The organism is Alphaproteobacteria bacterium HT1-32 (assembly GCA_009649675.1).
GTDB lineage: Bacteria > Pseudomonadota > Alphaproteobacteria > Rhodospirillales > HT1-32 > HT1-32.
This window is the reverse complement of the sequence record WJPL01000001.1, coordinates 1,182,791-1,200,418: the sequence shown is the minus strand read 5'-3', so window position 1 is coordinate 1,200,418 and position 17,628 is coordinate 1,182,791. Positions and strand designations below refer to the sequence as shown.

Here is a 17,628-nt window from a genome sequence, read left to right as displayed (position 1 = left end):
GTCTCAGCGGTATGTCTGAAATCATTCATGAAATCCCTGCTTTTGACATAACGGTTCCGGTCATCGTCATCGGGGCGGGTGCCTGTGGCTCGATTGCCGCACTGGCAGCTCGCGACCGGGGTGCAGAGGTTCTGGTGCTTGACCGGGACAGCTCTCCCGGTGGCTCGACTGCCCTGTCGTCCGGTTTCATTCCGGCCTGTGAAACCCGGTGGCAGACGGCCATTGGCGAGACCGATTCTGTTGCCATTATGTCCGCTGACATTCAGCGCAAGGCGAAAGGCAGGGCCGATCCTGTTTTGACCGACCTTGTTGCCCGGACTTCCGGCCCGACACTGGAATGGCTGGCTGACCGGCACAACATCCCCTTTGTGCTGCTCGAAGGTTTCAAATATCCCGGTCATACGGCGCTGCGCATGCATGCGCATGCGGAACAGACAGGTCGCGGCCTGATTACCGCACTGCATGGTGCCCTGTCGGCCGCAGAAATCGACATCATGACGGACGCCCATGTAACCGCCCTGTATGCGGAGAGGGATGGACAGGTTCGCGGGGTCAGGGTTGCCAGACCGGATGGGTCGGTAGAGGCCATCGGCTGCGACGCACTGGTGCTGGCCTGCAACGGATATGGCGGCAGCAGGGAGATGCTGGAAAAGCATATTCCGGAGATGGTTTCCGCAATCTATTTCGGCCATGTCGGCAATCAGGGCGATGCGGTAAAATGGGGAGCGGGCCTTGGTGCCGGGCTGGCGGATATGGGGGCCTATCAGGGACATGGCTCTGTCGCCTGGCCGCACGCGGTTCTGATCAGCTGGGCGCTGATGATGGAAGGCGGCATTCAGGTCAATCTGGCGGGCAAGCGGTTTTCCAACGAGAATCAGGGTTACTCCGAGCAGGCCGTCGATGTTCTGGCCCAACCGGAAGGTATCGCCTGGGATATTTACGACCAGCGTCTCCATGATCTCGGCATGACCTTCGATGATTATCGTCAGGCGGAAAAGGCCGGGGCGGTCCGCAGGGCCGATGACCCGGTGGCGCTGGCTGCGCTGACGGACCTGCCTGCCGAGGCTTTGCAGAAAACCCTGGATGAGGTTGCCAGATTGCAGGCGGGTGAGGGAGAGGATGCTTTCGGTCGTGATTTCACGCAAAAGCCGCCGCTTTCAGGGCCGTTCTACGCAATCCGGGTGACCGGCACGCTGTTCCATACGCAGGGTGGGCTGACGGTTGATGACCGGACGCGGGCCATGCGGCCCGACGGCTCGTTACTGCCCAATCTGTTTGCCGGTGGCGGCGCGGCACGCGGTGTCTCCGGCCCGGCGGTCTGGGGTTATCTTTCAGGGAATGGTCTGCTGACCGCTGTGGCCCTTGGCCGCATCGCCGGTGAAGCCGCCGCTGAACTGGTGACGACGGGCCGTTAATCGGTTTTCCGGTAACGTCCGCCATATTTGACCAGCCCGACGATCACGCCGCGCAAGGTGCGGACTTCCTGTTCCGTCATGTTGGCGCGCAGGAAAATATTCCGGATGTTGCGGGTCATGGTCGGGCGTTTCTCGACAGGCAGCAGAAAACCGCAATCATCGAGTTCCCGTTCCAGATGTTCGAACAGGCCGATCAGCTCTTCGCGGTTGGCCGGGCGGGTATCGCCCATGACCTGCTCAACCGGCGCCTTCTCGACACCGGCCTGATACCATTCATAGCCGACTAGCAGAACAGCCTGTGCCAGATTGAGCGAGGAAAAAGCCGGATTCAGCGGGGCTTCCACCACCACATCAGCCAGCGCCACATCGTCGTTATGCAGCCCCTTGCGTTCTGCCCCGAACAGAATGCCGATCTGCTGGCCGCTATCAACCCGGGATCGCATGTCGGTTGCCGCCGCACGCGGGGTCATGACCACCTGGGTCATGGCGCGGGGGCGGGCCGTGGTGGCATAGACCCCCTGAAGGTCAGCAATGGCTTCGGCTGTTGTCTCGAACACCTTTACCTCGACACCTTTCTCCAGCGCACCGGAGGAGGATGCCACGGCCTTTTCGCTGGGCCAGCCGTCACGGGGGCGGACCAGCCGGAGATCTGTCAGCCCGTTGTTCAGCATGGCACGGGCGCACATGCCGATATTTTCCCCCAGCTGCGGATCGATCAGGATAATCGCCGGGCCGCCGGACCCTGCCGCCGCAGATTTGCCGTCAGTCCCTGCCATCAGTCGAAAGTCCGCCGGGGCGAAGTATCTTTCAGATGCTCGGTCGCGACTCCGTCCTTGAACAGTTTGTAGGTAATGGAGTCGCGCAACGCGTTGAATGAGGCTGAAATGATGTTGGTGGAAACACCGATGGTCGACCAGCTATGGGCCGACCGGCCACGGCCACTGGCACTTTCGATGCGGACGCGCGTTACCGCCTCGGTGCCGTCATTCGGGGTCAGAATACGTACCTTGTAGTCGACAAGACGCAGGTCGGTCAGTGTGGGATAGCAATCAATCAGCACCTTGCGCATGGCCCCGTCGATGGCATTGACCGGACCATTACCTTCGGCGACGCTCATGAATTCATCATCGCCGACCTGCAATTTGACGGTTGCTTCCGACAGGGTGACTTCTTCCGCACGGGCGTTCCAGCGACGTTCATCAATGACCCTGAAGCTGGAGAGCTGGAAATAGGTCGGCATGTCGCCCAGCAGACGCCGGGCCAGCAGTTCGAAACTGGCTTCTGCACCATCATAGGCATAGCCCTGGGCCTCGCGTTCCTTCACCACTTCAACCAGTCGCGTCACCCGCTTGTCCTTCGGGTCGATCTCCACCCCGATCTCGCGGAACCGGGCGAGGATATTTGACCGCCCGGCCTGATCCGAGACAACAATATGACGGTTGTTGCCGACCACAGACGGGTCAATATGTTCGTAGGTCCGGGGATCTTTCTCAACCGCGGAGACATGCAGCCCGCCTTTATGGGCAAAGGCGCTTTCGCCAACGAAAGGTGCACCGCGATTGGGCGCACGGTTCAGCCGCTCGTCCAGCATGCGCGAAATATGGGTCAGTTTCGCAACGCCCGCATCGCTGATGCCGACATCCATACCCATTTTCAGCTTCAGGTTGGCAATCAGCGTGATGATATCGGCATTGCCGCAGCGCTCTCCCAACCCGTTCAGGGTGCCCTGAACCTGTCGCGCCCCGGCGCGCACGGCGGCCAGTGAGTTGGCGATCGCATTACCGGTGTCGTTATGACAGTGAATGCCAAGATGGCTGCCGGGAATATGCTGACAGACCTCGCCGACAATCCGTTCGATTTCGTCCGGCAGGGTGCCGCCATTGGTATCGCAGAGCACGACCCAGCGGGCGCCGTTATCATGGGCGGCCTTCAGGCAGGACAGGGCATAGTCCGGGTTGTTCTTGTAGCCATCGAAGAAATGCTCGGCATCATACATCACCTGTTCCATCCGGCCCGTGGCATGGCGGACGGAATCGGCGATCATCTCGACATTTTCCTCACGCGGGATTTCCAGAGCCACATCGACATGGAAATCCCAGGACTTGCCGACGAAGCAGACGGAACGGGCACCGGTGGTCAGCAGGGCCTGAAATCCGGGATCATTCTCGACGGAGCGCCCGGGACGCCGGGTCATGCCAAAGGCAACCAGCTTTGCGGTCGACAGTTCCGGCGGTTCGGCGAAGAAGGCATCATCTGTCGGGTTGGCACCGGGCCAGCCACCTTCGACGTAATCTACACCAAGGGCATCCAGTTCCAGGGCAATGGCCTGTTTGTCGACGGTGGTGAAATCCACCCCCTGCATCTGCTGGCCGTCGCGCAGTGTGGTGTCGAACAGATAGACGTAATTTTCATTGCCCGCCATCGCGGTGCTCCCGGTGTTGCTCAGGGTCAGTCGGCGAAGGGCGCGATTTCAAACCCATCCCGCCGGGAACCGCAAGGATTCTGTCGGCTGAACCGTAAATCCGGGAAAATGTCCGGTATTTTCCCGGAGCCGCCGGCCTCAGGCCTGAAAGCGGCTGAGGAAATTCATGCGGTCACGTCCGGCACTCATCATCAGGGAATGATCGCCGCCCGCCAGACAGAAGCGGACTCCCATCCCGATATATTTTTCCATCAGCGGATGAGCATAAACGCCACCCATACCCGGATATTTGTTATGCCGGGCACAGGCCTCGATCACGGTTTTCAGGGCGGCCTCGATCTTCGGATCACCCAGTTTTCCGGCAATCCCCATGGTGGCCGCCAGATCGTTGCAGCCCACCATGACACAATCAATGCCGGGCACGGCAGCGATGGCGTCGGCATTTTCGACGGCTTCCGGTGTTTCAATCATCACCGTGACGAAGGTCAGGTCATTCAGAATCCGCGTCGCTTCATCCATCGGTGTCGGCTGATAGCCGAGCTGTGGCGACAGGCCGGTCAGTGACCGCAGACCGAGCGGCGGGAACCGGCAGTTGGTGACAACGGCCTGTGCTTCTTCGACCGTATTTACATGCGGTACCACGACACCCATCGCACCACCGTCGAGAACGCGGGAAGCATGGAAGGATTGATGACCGGGTACGCGGACAATCGGTGTCACCCCGGTCGGCAGGGCGGCAACGCAGAGCGCCGAGACGGTATCCACGTCCATGCTGCTATGTTCGGTGTCGATGAACAGCCAGTCGAAACCGCATTCCTTAGCCATCAGCGCGATACCCGGCTGACGCATGGCCGAGGCGGTCAGTGAGAAGACACAGCCTCCGGCTTCCAGCTTCTTCTTCATGGTATTTTCAAATGCGGGCATTGGTCGCTCCTCCCCTGTAATGCAGATATGTCCGGACAGGATAGCCCTATTCCGGAGGGATGGTCACGGGCGGTCTGCATCTGACCGTCACGGGAGGGTCAGAATATCTCCGCGTCGCTGGTATCGCGCGGCAAACCACCCTTCCTGATCCGTTCTGACGGTGTGAGGTCAAAGGCTTCGACCCGGCGGATATAGCGGGGCATCTGGAAGGCGGCGAGGCGTTCCGCACACCAGGCCTTCAGTTCGGTCAGGTCCAGTGTGGTGCCTGTGGCGGTGCGCAGGAATGCCATGATATCCTCTTCACCCAGGGCACCGGGAACGCCGATGACGGCACTTTCCGCGATGGCGGGGTGGTCGTTCAGCACGCGCTCAACTTCCCAGGCGGAGACGTTCTCTCCCTTATGGCGGATCATGTCTTTTGACCGGCCCGAGAAGAAATAATTCCCGTCTTTATCCCGCCAGGCGATATCACCGGTATGGAGGCCATCGGATTGTAGTAGTTCCGCCGTTGCCTCCGGGTTACCCAGATAGCCGGGGGTCATCAGTGTTGGCGGGTCAGTCCGGAGCACAATCTCGCCCCGTTCACCGTCTGGCACGACGCGACCTTCCGGGTCGCGCAGGGTTATGGTAACGCCGGGGGCTGCCTTGCCGATGGAGCCCGCAACACCGTCATGATTGATGGTCGAGAAGCTTGAAGCTTCGGTCATGCCATAGACTTCGACCAGCCGGACACCAAAACGTTCGCGAAAGGCGGCATCGACTTCCGGGCGTGCCCCGGCACCGAAGGCCAGCTCCAGCCCGTGATCCCGGTCCTTCGGGTCCGGCGGCAGTTTCAGCAGGATATCCAGCACGCCGCCCAGATAATGCGCCCGGCTGACGCGTCCGTCGCGAACCTCGTCCCAGAACCGGCTGGCGGAAAACCGGGGAACCATCACCAGCGTCGCCTGCTGTTCCAGCGCCAGTGCCAGCATCTGCGCACCGCCGACATGGATCAGCGGTTCCCAGAAATGAAACCGGTGGCCGGGTTGTGCACCGGATGCCATGGCGGCAAAGCGGCTGGCCGATAACAGCATCCGTTCGGTCACGATGACACCCTTGGGCGCGCCGGTGGTGCCGGAGGTAAACAGGATGGTGCGGGTGCTCTCTCCGGTCAGACCTTCACCTGTGGGCGGGGTGGTGCCGGCAGCCGTGGCCATCAGGTCTGCCAGCGTCAGGACGGGACGGCTGAAGCCGGTTTCCCTGATATCGGCGGCATGGTCATCGTCAGCGACGCCAAGGACCGGGTCTGTCACCTGAATGATGTGACGGATTGCCGGGCCTTTCAGCTTCGGGTTCAGGGGAACCCAGACAGCGCCGCTGAGGGCCAGGGCAAAGATCAGCGCGACATGGTCAGGATGGTTGTCGAGCATGAGCGCGACCGCATCACCGGCCTGCACCCCTGCGGCCCGCAGACCGGCGGCCAGAGCCTGCGCCTGTTGACAGACTTCATCAGTGGTGATTGCGCGCCCCTGCCAGTCCAGCAGGACATGATCGGGCCGGGTGGCTGCCGCGCTGATCAGCAGCGCGGCATGGGTTTCTGCGCGTTCCCCGCTCACGCCTTTTTCTTGGTGACGAACCCGGCTGTTTCACGCTGTGGTTCGCCGGATTCATAGGCTTCACGATGGTAGCGCCGGGCGGCCTCGAACGCCGCATCGAAACCGGGCTGGGTCATCTCGGCCAGCCAGCGTTTGGTCAGGCCGAAAGCTGTGCCCGGCAGGTTGCCCATTTCATCGGCAAGGCGCAGTGCCGTCGGCATGACCTGACCCTGTTCGACGAGATGATGGACAATGCCGGCATTCGTGGCTTCATCGGCCATCATCAGGCGACCGGAAAGCGCTAGTTCCGTTGTCCGTGACAGGCCGAACATGGCATTCATGATCCACGGCCCGGTAATGCTGGCGATACCGGATTTCACTTCCGGCTGGCCCAGTCGTACCCCCGGATGGGCGACGCGGATATCCATCATCAGACAGGCCTGAAAGGCCGAGCCTGCGGAGACACCGTTCAGGGCTGCGATCACCGGTTTCGGGAAGGTCCGGAAAGCGGTGTAGAGGGTGCGCCATTCCTCAATCCATTCGACGGCGGAATCCGGATCAAGATCCTTGGCTTCATTAAGGTCCTGACCGGCACAGAAGGCGCGGTCTCCGGCACCGGTGAAGATCAGTGCCCTGATGGCATTGTCCTTTGCGAAGCCCGCCATTGCGGTCAGAATTTCTTCCCGCATCCGTGTATTCCAGGCGTTCATCACCTCCGGTCTGTTCAGGGTGATGATGGCTGTCGTGCCACGGGTCTCGGTCTTGATAAAGTCAGGCATATAGTCAGGTTCCCGGTCTGGTTCGCATATTGTCCGGCAGCCAGGTGGCAATTTCCGGGAAGATGACAAGGATCACGACCATGATGCACATCAGGAAGAACAACGGCAGGGCGCAGCGCGCGATATAGCCGATCTGATGTTCCGTCATGCCTTGCAATACGAACAGGTTGAAGCCGATGGGTGGCGTGATTTGCGCCATTTCCACCACGACGACGATGAAGATGCCGAACCAGATAACATCGATTCCGGCGGCCCGGATCATCGGCTCGACCACCGCCATGGTCAGCACCACCGACGAGATACCGTCGAGGAAACAGCCGATGATGATGTAGAAAATGGTCAGCGCGAAGATCAGCACATAAGGCGACAGATGCAGGGAATCAATCCAGGCGGCGAGCGCCCGGGGCAGCCCGGTAAAGCCCATCGACAGGGACAGGAAGGCTGCACCTGACAGGATAAGCGCGATCATGCAGGAGGTGCGGGTGGCCCCCAGCAGGCTTTCCCGGAAGGTCGCAAAATTGAGCGATCCCTGCAGGGCAGCCAGTACCATCGCCCCGATGACGCCGATAGAGGCGGCCTCTGTCGCGGTGGCGATACCCATATACATCGAGCCGATGACAAAGATCACCAGACAGATGACCGGAATCAGGAAGCGGGCCTCGCTGATCCGGTGCATCAGTGTCATTGACGGTTCGGCGGGCGGGACTTCCTTGCGGTAGACAACCGACCAGTAGGCCACATAACCCATGAACAGGGCGGCCAGAATCAGGCCGGGAAACACACCCGCCATGAACAGTTTGGAGATCGATTCATTGATGGTAACGCCATAGACAATAAGCGTCAGGGACGGCGGGATCATCAGGCCGAGAGTGGCTGATCCGGCGAGGGTGCCGATAATCATCCGTTCCGGATAGCCGCGGCTCCGCAGTTCCGGGATCGACATCTTGCCGACCGTGGTCAGGGTGGCGGCAGAAGAGCCGGACACCGCAGCAAAGATCGTGCAGCCGACCACATTGGTATGCAGCAGGCGACCGGGAAGCGGGGCCATCCAGGGGGCCAGCCCCCGGAACATGTCTTCGCTCAGCCGGGTCCGGTAGAGAATTTCACCCATCCAGATGAACAGCGGCAGGGCGGTCAGCGACCAGCTGGAGGATGAGGTCCAGATGGTCGTGATCATGGCATCGCCAGCCGGACGGTTGGTGAACAGTTCCATGCCGATCAGGGCCACGCCGAGCAGTGACAGCCCGACCCAGACGCCGGAACCGAGCAGGAAGAACAGCGTGAAGAGGAAAATCGTTGTGAGCAGTGCCTGTTCCATCGATCTATTCCCCCTTGTTTTCAGCAACGCGTTCGGCAGACAGGTCGGTTTCACCGACGAAGATCACGCGGATAAGATGATCCAGCAGGGCAACTGCCAGAATGGTTGTTCCGATGGCCATCGGAACCTGGGGGATCCAGACCGGTGTCGCATCCTGCCCCTGACTGATGTCATGCAGTTTATGCGACCAGTAGGTGGCGCGGATGGCGTACCAGGCAAAGTAGGCAGCGAAGAAGAAGCCGATGCCGAAGCACCAGATATCACCGATCCGGCGGGGCAGTCCGTGCAGCTTGCTGAGGACCAGGCTGACCCGGATATGGGCGCCATTGTTGAGGGTATAGGCCATCGCGAAAAAGGACGCCGCCGCCATTGAATAACCGGCATAATCGGTCGATCCGGGGAACTGGTAGGCCATGTTGGTGAGAACCCAGTCTGCCGCACCCTCACCGAAGAGGCTGCGCATGAGCTGGGCCAGATCGAGCATCCAGCGGGAGATCATCTGGACGACGATGATCGTCAGGATGATGAGCAGGAAGCCGGCAGCCAGAAAACCGCAAAATTTGTAGATGAAGTCCAGAATCGGGCGCAGCGTCCGACCGACTGAGCGCAATGCAGACATGTATTCCCCCTTGGAATGACATCAACGGCGTCGGACCCCCTCCTTCGCCCGGCAGATCGGCCCGCAGGGTTTGAGACCTGCGGGCCGGTTAACCTGATGCAGTATCAGAAACTACATCTTCTTGTAGGCATCGACGACGGACTTGCCGGATGCACCGGCTTTTTCCAGCCATTCGGCAGCCATGGTCTCACCGATTTTCTGCAACTCGCCTTTCAGCTTGTCGCCGGCAACAGCCACAGTCATGCCGTTTGCCTTGAGCTCACCCTTGTACCAGTCCGTGAGCTTTTCGGATTCGATCGTGCCCGAGCGTTCGGCCAGTTCGGCAACACCAAGAACGATGTTCCGGGTCTCTTCGTCGAGGGCGTTCCAGGCGTCCTTGTTGGCAAAGATGTAGTTGCGCGGCAGCCAGGCGTTCACTTCATAGAAGTGACTGACATGTTCCCAGATTTTCCGGTCATAACCGGTTGAGCCGGAGGAGATCATGCTTTCGGCAACGCCGGTGGCGAAAGCCTGCGAGATTTCAGCAGCTTCAACCTGAACCGGAGCCATACCCATCAGAGCGGCAATACGTGCCGTTGCGGTTGAGTAGGAACGGAACTTGACGCCCTTCGCATCGGCAACCGAATTGACTTCCTTGTTGAAATAGAAGCCCTGCGGCGGCCAGGGAACGGAATAGAGCAGAACCAGGTTCTGTTCATCCATCAGCTTGGCGAGTTCCGGCTTCGCTGCTTTCCACAAATTCGCCGCATCTGCGAAGGAAGTGGCGAGGAACGGAATCGAATCGACACCGAACATCGGGTTTTCGTTTTCGTGGGCGCTCAGCAGGCGCTCACCGATCGGTGCCTGACCGGTCTGAACAGCACGCTTGATTTCGTTACCCTTGAACAGTGAACCCGACGGATGGACGGTGATCACAAGCTTGCCGCCGGTGGCTGTTTTCACGGCGTCGGCGAAGGCAACGGCAGTCTGGGTGTGGAAGTTACCGGCCGCATAGGCGACAGGCATATCCCATTTCGTCTGGGCTTGCGCCGCTACGGCGAAGCTGGCAACCGACAGACCAACAATGGCTGCCGTCGTGGTTTTGATGAAAGTCGACATGAAGGGGACCCCCTTTTCCTGTTGTGTGCCAGAACGCCGGGGCGTCCTGCTCCCTGTGTCATCCTGCTGGATGACACCTAACGTTGGCAATTTATCGATAAATTGTCAACGAAGCTCTTCTCGCCGGTCCAACCGGCTGATTTTAACCGTGAATCACGCCTTCCCGGCGTAATTTTTCATATCCTGATCAGCATATCAGGGCGATCTCCGGAAACGCTAGCCGATTCGCCGGACTTTTTTTATCGTCATCAGGCAATCCATTCGCTGACTGGTGCTGCGGCATCCTGTAGTGGCTGGCTGATGACATCAACCAGTGACGGCCCGTCATGGGCCAGCGCGGCGGTCAGGGCAGCATCCAGTTCCCCCGGCTGTTCCACGCGCCATGACTTGATGCCATAGGCCGATGCCACGGCAGCATGGTCGGTGCGGTTGAAGTCAACCGAGAAGAAGCGTTTGCCGAAACCGGATTTCTGGCCGGCCTTGATCCAGCCGAAGACGCTGTTGGAGAAGACAATGAAGGTAATCGGCATGTTGCGACGGACCACGGTTTCAAATTCACCGGCGGTGAAGGCAAAGCTGCCATCGCCCATGATGGAAACAGTTTTTGCATCGGGACGTCCGATATGCGCCCCCATGGAAGCCGACAGCGCATAGCCCAGCGCGCCATGCGCCCGGTTGGTGATATAGCGCCGGCCGGGTTTTTTCATGGTCAGATAGGCAGACATGTAGGGGCAGGGGGTGCCGGGATCGGCGACAACCACGGAATTGTCCGGCAGCAGGCGGTTCAGGGCATCAACCACCCGTTCGGGCAGGATCGGGGTGGCGTCGGATGTGGCCAGTTCGCGAAACCGGGTCTGCCGGGCGGTCTGTACTTTCGCGGCGACGGCACCGCCGTTGAAGCCGCCGGGCATATCCCGGTCACCCAGACCATCCAGCAGCATGTTGAAGGCGGCCAGCGCCAGACGGGCGTCACCGACAAGGGCGACATCTGTGTCAAAGCTGGCACCGATGACCATCGGGTCGGAATCAATATGGATGATCTTTGCCCCGGCCTTCGGGATCGACCAGCGTTCAGTAGTGACCGAACCGGCACGGCAGCCGATGAAGATCACCAGATCAGCGGCGGCAACTGCTGCCGTGGCCGCATCACAACCACCGTTCGAGCCGACAACACCAAGGCAGTTCGGATGGGTCTCGGCGATCACCCCCTTGCCGCTGACCGAGGTGGCAACCGGCAGGTCGAGGCGTTCAACGAAACGCTGCAACTCGTCCATGGCACCGGAGATCACCGGTCCGCCGCCGCAGATGATCATCGGTGAGGATGATTTCAGCAGCAGTTCAATGGCAATGGCCACATTCGCCGGGTCTGGCGCGGACGCCCAGGCCGGGTAGCTCTGATGCGCCGGGTCGGCCCAGAGTTCGTCCGGCGGCGTCTCTGCCCGCTGTACATCAATCGGAAAAGCCAGATGGGCCGCACCGGGGCGGCCGGTTGTCATGGCGCGAAAGGCGGTGCGGACCATGCGGGGCAGGGTTGCGGCGTTATCCAGCACACCGTTCCATTTGGTCAGTGGCCGGAACAGGGCCTTCTGGTCCAGTTCGGTCAGCGGATACCGTCCGGTCGAGGTGGTGGAGACATCGGAATTGATCGCCAGAATCGGAACAGAGGATTCATTCGCCTCAACCAGGCCCGGTGCAATATAGGTGGCACCACCACCGCTTGGCCCCTCACAGACGCCAATGCGATTGGTAACCCGGGCATAGCCGTCCGCCATGTAGGCCGCACAGCGTTCGTCACGGGTCAGGATATGGTCGATGCCGTGATCCAGCCGGAACAGGGCATCATAGAACGGCAGCGATGTATCGCCGCAGAGACCGAAGATATGCTTCACGCCATAGGCCTTCAGCATATGAACCATGGCTTCCGCGCCGGTAAGGCTGTTCGGGCGTTCCTGAGACATTTTCACCGTGTTCCATTCTGTATTTTAAACTGTATACAATACTAAGCAGCTTCGTTAAAATCGGTCAAGGGCGCTGATCGACAGGGTGCCGTTGCAGGAAAGAAGCCGGAAGATGACAGCGAGCAGCGTTAATCGCGTCTATGAGACGGTCAAGGACATGTCCGTAGGGTTTGAGATGCGTCCCGGTGAGCGTATCAACGAGGTGCTGCTGTCCGAGCAGCTGGGTGCAAGCCGTACGCCGCTGCGGGAAGCCCTGAACCGGCTGGTGGCAGAAAACCTGCTGTCGTTCGAACGCGGGCGGGGGTTCTTCTGCCGCGATCTGAACCCGCAGGAAATTCTGGACCTGTATGAGTTGCGCCGGGTGATCGAGGAAGCAGCCGTGCGCCGGATCGCAGAGACCGGCCCGGCGGAGCGGCTGGCCGGGCTGATGCAGTTTCTGAAGGAAACCGGTCCGGATGAAGGTGACCGGGATGTCCGGGAACTGGTCCGGCTGGATGAACATTTTCATGAGGCGCTGGTTGATTGCGCGGGAAATGCGGAGATGACCCGCACCCTGCGTGGCCTGAACGAGCGCATCAGATTCGTCCGCTGGATCGATATGGAGAACCGCCGCCGGGAGACCCAGGGCGAACATCTGGCGCTGTTGCAGGCATTGCTGGACGGCAACCGTGACCTTGCCCTGCAACGCCTCGGCAGTCATATCGGCAAACGGCAGGACCAGATCATGGAGGTTGTGCGGGAAAGCCTGGCGCGGATTTATCTGCAGCCGGGATCGCTGAATCAGAAATCCGGGTCCGGTGACCTGGCAACGCGGGAGAGCAAATGATGAAAGTGCATGGCGGCAAGACAATCTACGGCGCAGCCGTGGGAATCCTGATGCTGGAAACCCGGTTTCCCCGGATTGTCGGGGATATGGGCAATGCGGCGACCTGGCCGTTTCCGGTCTTCTACCGCACGGTTCGCGGGGCAACCCCGGATCTGGTGGTGCGCAAGGGCGCGGCCGGCCTGAAAGACGCCTTCATCGAGACGGCAAAATCGCTGGTCGAGGAAGGCGTGGACGGTATCACCACGACCTGCGGGTTTCTGTCGCTGTTTCAGCAGGATCTGGCGGCGGCTGTCGGCGTGCCGGTTGCCGCCTCGTCACTCTCCCAGATATCGCTGGTGCAGCGTTTCCTGCCGCCGGACAAGCGGGTCGGGGTGATCACGATTTCCAGGGAAAGCCTGACCGAACAGCATTTGATCAATGCCGGTGCGCCGGTCGATGTGCCGGTTGTCGGCACAGAATCAGGGCGCGAATTTACCCGCGTCATCCTTGATGACGAGCCGGATCTGGATGTGGATCTCGCCCGCCTTGATCTGCGTGATGCCGGGCGTGAACTGATGACGAAGCATCCGGATGTCGGTGCCATTGTGCTGGAATGCACCAACATGGCCCCCTATGCCGCCGACCTGCGGGCCGAACTCGGCGTGCCGGTCTACAGCATCTATACGCTTGTCAGCTGGTTCCAGGGCGGTCTGCTGCCGGCACGTTTCTCCGGCGCCATGCACGATTCCAGATACTGACCCTTATGGCGGTGACCGGCGATCTGGCGCCGGTCAGAGCTCCAGAAACTCATCATCCGGGACGACGCGGAGCGCCAGAACATCACTGTGCTGGTTGATGATCAGCGACGGATCGACGCGGACGCCGGCTGCGGCATAGCTGCCGGCAGCGGTGAAGGTCTGGATCTGGACATTGTGGTTACCGGCTTTCGGCAGCGGATGCAGTTCCTGAAATATCTGATCCCGCTCCTCAAACTTGCCGGATGATTCTGCCAGCAGATCGTCATGCCGGTTGAAGATGGCGATATTTGCCCCGCAGCGCCCGACGATAGGTTTCGACACATAGCCGGTCCGGCGCAGATCATCAGTCAGCTCGTAGAAGGTGTCGAGCAGGAACCGGCTGCTGGGAAACATCGATTTGATGACCGGCAGGATTGCCTTGTTGCTGGTAATCAGCGTCCAGAGCGGTTCATACACCATCACCTCCTGGCGCAGCAGCACATCGACCAGCCGTGGTTTGCGGGTTGCGTGATCAAGCGTACGATGCAGCCGCAGGTTTTCCGCATCTTCCTCCAGCTGGTCGCGAATCTGGTCGAGTGCGGTCTCCCAGGCCCAGGTCTTCCAGACCCAGTTGATCGGCAGACCGTCGGCATCGCAGACCATGGTGCCGTCACCCCATTGCAGGCTGTCCGTCCCGGTGATGATCTTGCAGGTGACGCCGGCAGCTTCCAGCGCCTCCTTCATGAACAGGGCATGGTAGGTTTCCTCAAGGTCATCGTCCTGCATGATATGCAGAACGTCATCGACAGCTGCGGCTTCCCAGGCCGAGATCAGGGCATCCTTCAGACCCTCGCCGGGGCACCAGCCCAGGTTACAGCCGAACTGCTGCGCCCAGAGTGCCTGGATTTGGCCTGACTCAAGATAACAGGAGGCTGAATCGACGTTATACTCGTAGGCTTTGACGCCGCGTGGCGAGACAGCAAAATCGAACCGGCCGGTGATGACCTCGTTCCGCCGGCTGTTCCATGACTGGTGGATGCGCGGCCACAATGCGGGCGGAAGATTGAATTTAGTCAGCAGCCGGTCATCTTCCAGCACATGGTTGGTCGCATGCAGAAACATCCGGTGCAGTTCGTTTGTCGCCCGCCGCAGTTCGTTATGCGCGGTCTCGCTGATGCAGTAATAATCCAGTAACTCGCTGTCATCGGTGGCCAGCCGGTGCCCTTTCATCAACTCGACATAGGCGGCGTACTTGGGGTCCGAGATATCCAGCCAGGGCTCAGAAAGCTTGCCATTGTCCGGTACTGTCCGGCGCAGAACCCGGAACAGCGCCGGATTATCTTCCAGTTCTTTTTCAGCATGGGCATCGTCCGCCGTCTGGATCACCCAGCCAAGCAGGGTGGTATCGTCAAAACTGCAGTCGACATGATAACCGCCATCAGACCCGCGATGCAGACGCAGTTCGCGTGACCAGGTCTGTCCGTCCGGCCAGACCGCATGATCGACGTTCTGTTCGATAATGCGTACAGCGTTATCCAGCACTTCCGTCACCACCGCGACATGGCCGGTGACCTCAAACTCGCCGCCTTCAGCCCAGATCAGCAGGGCACCCGGTTCCGGCGGTCGCTTCGCCCCGTTCCGGAACGAATGCAGCGGCAACAGACTGTCATCGGCAATCATCCTTACCGTTCGCAGCCGGAAGATGTCGTAGGCCATAGCGATATCGTCAAAAATGTAGCCCTTGTTCAGGTACATCCAGCGACGGGCCAGTTCCACACACTGCCATTTGTGGCCCATATAGACATCATCGATCTGGCTCCGGAAGGACTGTCGTGTCGGCAGTTCAGTCCGGTCAACGCTGTCATAGTCGGAGGAATAGACGGGAACATTGCCGGGGCCGATACCGAGAAGGGCACCGAACGGGGCGGACCGGGGATAGTGATGATTGGACATGCTGGCTTTCGGCTAAGCAACGACGACAGAACGTCGATCATAGAGTATCGCCATTTTTGAGAAAGCGGCATTCTGTCCCTTCGGACTGCCGGTTACCTCTTTGCATCCCCGAGGATCATCTCAGCGGCTTTTTCGCCGATCATGATGGCCGGGGCGTTGGTATTGCCCGACGTGATGGTGGGCATGATCGAGGCATCTGCGACGCGCAGGCCGTCGATACCCCTGACGCGCAGGCGCGGATCGACGACGGCATGGTCGTCGGTGCCCATGCGGCAGGTGCCGACGGGGTGATAGATGGTCTGGGCAATGCGGCGTGCGGCGGCGAGATACTGCTCGTCGGTCTGCACATCCGGACCGGGCAGCCATTCTTCGGAAATCGCTTCTGACAAGGCTTTGGTCGCGGCAAATTTCCGGCTGAGCTTCATGCCGTCAACCGCGGCCTGCTGGTCAGTATGGGTGGCCAGATAATTCGGGTGGATCTTTGGATAATCATGCGCATCCGGCGAGGTGACGTCCAGATGACCCCGGCTTTCCGGCCGCAGCTGGCAGGTCGATGAGGTGAAGGCGGAAAACTTGTGCAGCCCTTCGCCGGGCTTGTCGGCACTCAGCGGCTGGACATGGAACTGGATGTCCGGCGTGGCAACTTCCGGCCGGGATTTGACGAAGGCACAGACCTGACTGGCCCCCATGGTCAGCGGACCGCGCCGGTGCAGCAGGAATTCCAGCCCCATCATCGCCTTTTTGACCGGGTTGTTGACCTGATCGTTCAGGGTAATCGGCTGCTTCGTCTTGAACACCATGCGAACCTGCAGATGGTCTTGCAGGTTGCTGCCGACATCACGGGATTCTGCGGCTGGTGTGATACCCAGTTCCTGAAGTTTACTGCCCGGACCGATGCCGGAAAGGGTCAGTATCTGCGGCGAGCCGATGGCCCCGGCAGACAGCACCACCTCGCCGCGTGCCCGGGCCTCCCGCAGCTTGCCCTTCACATCATAGCGAACCCCGACGGCCCGATTGTTTTCAATCAGAATCCGGTGGGTATGGGCATGGGTCTCGACGGTCAGGTTTTCGCGGCCCTTTGCCGGGCGCAGATAACCGACGGCGGTGGAACAGCGCAGTCCGTCGCGGGCGGTCAGCTGGAAATAACCGGCCCCTTCCTGTTCCTCGCCATTGAAGTCGTCGCGGGCGGGATAGCCAAGTTCGACCGCAGCGTCGATAAAGCGGTCGCAGATTTCACGCCGGATACGCATGTCGGAAACCGCCAGCGGCCCGCCCGTGCCATGCATTTCGTCGGGGCCGCGTTCCTGGTCTTCGGCGCGTTTGAACAGCGGCAATACGTCGTCCCAGCCCCAGCCGACATTCCCCATCTGGCGCCAGCCATCGAAATCCTGTGGCTGACCACGGACATAGAGCAGGCCGTTGATGGCGCTGGACCCGCCAAGCGTCTTGCCGCGCGGCCAGTCTAGTGCCCGCCCGCCAAGGCCCGGGTCTGGTTCTGTCTTGTAGCGCCAGTCGGTCAGCGGATTGTGCATGGTCTTGAAGTAACCGACGGGAATGTGAATCCACGGATACCAGTCCTTGCCCCCGGCTTCGAGCAGCAGGACACGGTTTTTCGGGTCAGCCGACAGCCGGTTGGCCAGCACGCATCCGGCAGAGCCGGCGCCGATGACGATGTAATCGTAGGATTCGGTCATGTTGCAGCCTCGTTATCGCCAGACAGCCGGTCAAGCCACCCATTTTTGTGCAGAGCAGCAGGAAAAAACCATCCTATGCTGCATCTGCGTTATAATCATACAAAACAATGACTCCAGACGCATCACTATATCAAAGATTTGCATTTGAAAATTATATTTGCAATAATGAGATTGTGATGCTCATTAATGAGACAGTGAGAATCTTCGATAAACGAAGACGCGGAGGAAACATGGGGGATAGCAGGGGTGCTGTCTGGTGGCGCGGTCGTGAGTACCAGCCCGGTGGCTAGGGTTCATCAGAACCCGGCATCGTGGCGGTTGCCCGTGCGGGA

Annotated in this window: 14 protein-coding genes; 3 read left to right on the top strand and 11 right to left on the bottom strand. The window is 60.1% G+C overall.

The window, feature by feature from the left end; genetic code table 11:
- Positions 1–11: 11 nt before the first annotated feature.
- Complete coding sequence (locus GH722_05710) at positions 12–1,415, top strand: FAD-dependent oxidoreductase (GenBank protein ID MRG71253.1); 1,404 nt, start codon at positions 12–14, stop codon at positions 1,413–1,415.
- Here GH722_05710 and GH722_05705 read toward each other — a convergent pair.
- The 9 genes from GH722_05705 to GH722_05665 form a co-directional block, all read right to left on the bottom strand.
- Complete coding sequence (locus tag GH722_05705) at positions 1,412–2,191, bottom strand: RNA methyltransferase (GenBank protein MRG71252.1); 780 nt, start codon at positions 2,189–2,191, stop codon at positions 1,412–1,414. The two genes, GH722_05710 and GH722_05705, sit on opposite strands and share 4 nt — an antisense overlap.
- Positions 2,191–3,837 carry a citramalate synthase gene (locus tag GH722_05700; GenBank protein MRG71251.1) on the bottom strand — a complete coding sequence of 549 codons (1,647 nt, stop codon included), beginning with the start codon at positions 3,835–3,837 and terminating at the stop codon, positions 2,191–2,193. The genes GH722_05705 and GH722_05700 overlap by 1 nt, the downstream gene beginning before the upstream one ends.
- Positions 3,838–3,975: 138 nt before the next feature.
- Complete coding sequence (locus GH722_05695; GenBank protein MRG71250.1) at positions 3,976–4,761, bottom strand: aldolase; 786 nt, start codon at positions 4,759–4,761, stop codon at positions 3,976–3,978.
- 98 nt (positions 4,762–4,859) lie between these two features.
- Complete coding sequence (locus GH722_05690; protein MRG71249.1) at positions 4,860–6,356, bottom strand: AMP-binding protein; 1,497 nt, start codon at positions 6,354–6,356, stop codon at positions 4,860–4,862.
- The gene (locus GH722_05685) at positions 6,353–7,114 is read right to left on the bottom strand and encodes an enoyl-CoA hydratase/isomerase family protein (GenBank protein MRG71248.1); all 762 of its coding nucleotides are present in this window, start codon (positions 7,112–7,114) and stop codon (positions 6,353–6,355) included. Before GH722_05685 ends, GH722_05690 begins: the two co-directional genes overlap by 4 nt.
- Before the next feature lie 4 nt (positions 7,115–7,118).
- Positions 7,119–8,432 carry a TRAP transporter large permease subunit gene (locus GH722_05680; protein MRG71247.1) on the bottom strand — a complete coding sequence of 438 codons (1,314 nt, stop codon included), beginning with the start codon at positions 8,430–8,432 and terminating at the stop codon, positions 7,119–7,121.
- Between the two features lie 4 nt (positions 8,433–8,436).
- Positions 8,437–9,051 carry a TRAP transporter small permease subunit gene (locus tag GH722_05675; protein MRG71246.1) on the bottom strand — a complete coding sequence of 205 codons (615 nt, stop codon included), beginning with the start codon at positions 9,049–9,051 and terminating at the stop codon, positions 8,437–8,439.
- 111 nt (positions 9,052–9,162) lie between these two features.
- Positions 9,163–10,149, bottom strand: coding sequence for a C4-dicarboxylate ABC transporter substrate-binding protein (locus tag GH722_05670; protein ID MRG71245.1), 987 nt, complete (start codon positions 10,147–10,149; stop codon positions 9,163–9,165).
- A gap of 248 nt (positions 10,150–10,397) precedes the next feature.
- Entirely contained in the window at positions 10,398–12,107 is a 1,710-nt protein-coding gene (locus tag GH722_05665; protein MRG71244.1) for a thiamine pyrophosphate-binding protein, read from the bottom strand.
- A 112-nt stretch (positions 12,108–12,219) separates the two neighbouring features.
- Here GH722_05665 and GH722_05660 point away from each other — a divergent pair, with 112 nt between their 5' ends.
- Entirely contained in the window at positions 12,220–12,933 is a 714-nt protein-coding gene (locus tag GH722_05660) for an FCD domain-containing protein (GenBank protein MRG71243.1), read from the top strand.
- Positions 12,930–13,670, top strand: a complete 741-nt coding sequence (locus GH722_05655; protein MRG71242.1) for an aspartate/glutamate racemase family protein — start codon at positions 12,930–12,932, stop codon at positions 13,668–13,670. Before GH722_05660 ends, GH722_05655 begins: the two co-directional genes overlap by 4 nt.
- Positions 13,671–13,703: 33 nt before the next feature.
- On the opposite strand, the gene GH722_05650 is transcribed toward GH722_05655, so the two are convergent.
- Positions 13,704–15,602, bottom strand: coding sequence for a bifunctional glutathionylspermidine amidase/synthase (locus GH722_05650; GenBank protein ID MRG71241.1), 1,899 nt, complete (start codon positions 15,600–15,602; stop codon positions 13,704–13,706).
- Positions 15,603–15,694: 92 nt separating this feature from the next.
- On the bottom strand, positions 15,695–17,296 hold the full coding sequence (locus GH722_05645; protein MRG71240.1) for a choline dehydrogenase: 1,602 nt from the start codon (positions 17,294–17,296) through the stop codon (positions 15,695–15,697).
- Between the last annotated feature and the right edge of the window lie 332 nt (positions 17,297–17,628).

Excerpts from the sequence above, each read along its gene's own strand:
- GH722_05710 (MRG71253.1), top strand. The coding sequence starts at position 12 with ATGTCTGAAATCATTCATGAAATCCCTGCTTTTGACATAACGGTTCCG.
- GH722_05705 (MRG71252.1), bottom strand. The coding sequence starts at position 2,191 with ATGGCAGGGACTGACGGCAAATCTGCGGCGGCAGGGTCCGGCGGCCCG.
- GH722_05700 (MRG71251.1), bottom strand. The coding sequence starts at position 3,837 with ATGGCGGGCAATGAAAATTACGTCTATCTGTTCGACACCACACTGCGC.
- GH722_05695 (MRG71250.1), bottom strand. The coding sequence starts at position 4,761 with ATGCCCGCATTTGAAAATACCATGAAGAAGAAGCTGGAAGCCGGAGGC.
- GH722_05685 (MRG71248.1), bottom strand. The coding sequence starts at position 7,114 with ATGCCTGACTTTATCAAGACCGAGACCCGTGGCACGACAGCCATCATC.
- GH722_05680 (MRG71247.1), bottom strand. The coding sequence starts at position 8,432 with ATGGAACAGGCACTGCTCACAACGATTTTCCTCTTCACGCTGTTCTTC.
- GH722_05675 (MRG71246.1), bottom strand. The coding sequence starts at position 9,051 with ATGTCTGCATTGCGCTCAGTCGGTCGGACGCTGCGCCCGATTCTGGAC.
- GH722_05670 (MRG71245.1), bottom strand. The coding sequence starts at position 10,149 with ATGTCGACTTTCATCAAAACCACGACGGCAGCCATTGTTGGTCTGTCG.
- GH722_05665 (MRG71244.1), bottom strand. The coding sequence starts at position 12,107 with ATGTCTCAGGAACGCCCGAACAGCCTTACCGGCGCGGAAGCCATGGTT.
- GH722_05660 (MRG71243.1), top strand. The coding sequence starts at position 12,220 with ATGACAGCGAGCAGCGTTAATCGCGTCTATGAGACGGTCAAGGACATG.
- GH722_05655 (MRG71242.1), top strand. The coding sequence starts at position 12,930 with ATGATGAAAGTGCATGGCGGCAAGACAATCTACGGCGCAGCCGTGGGA.
- GH722_05650 (MRG71241.1), bottom strand. The coding sequence starts at position 15,602 with ATGTCCAATCATCACTATCCCCGGTCCGCCCCGTTCGGTGCCCTTCTC.
- GH722_05645 (MRG71240.1), bottom strand. The coding sequence starts at position 17,296 with ATGACCGAATCCTACGATTACATCGTCATCGGCGCCGGCTCTGCCGGA.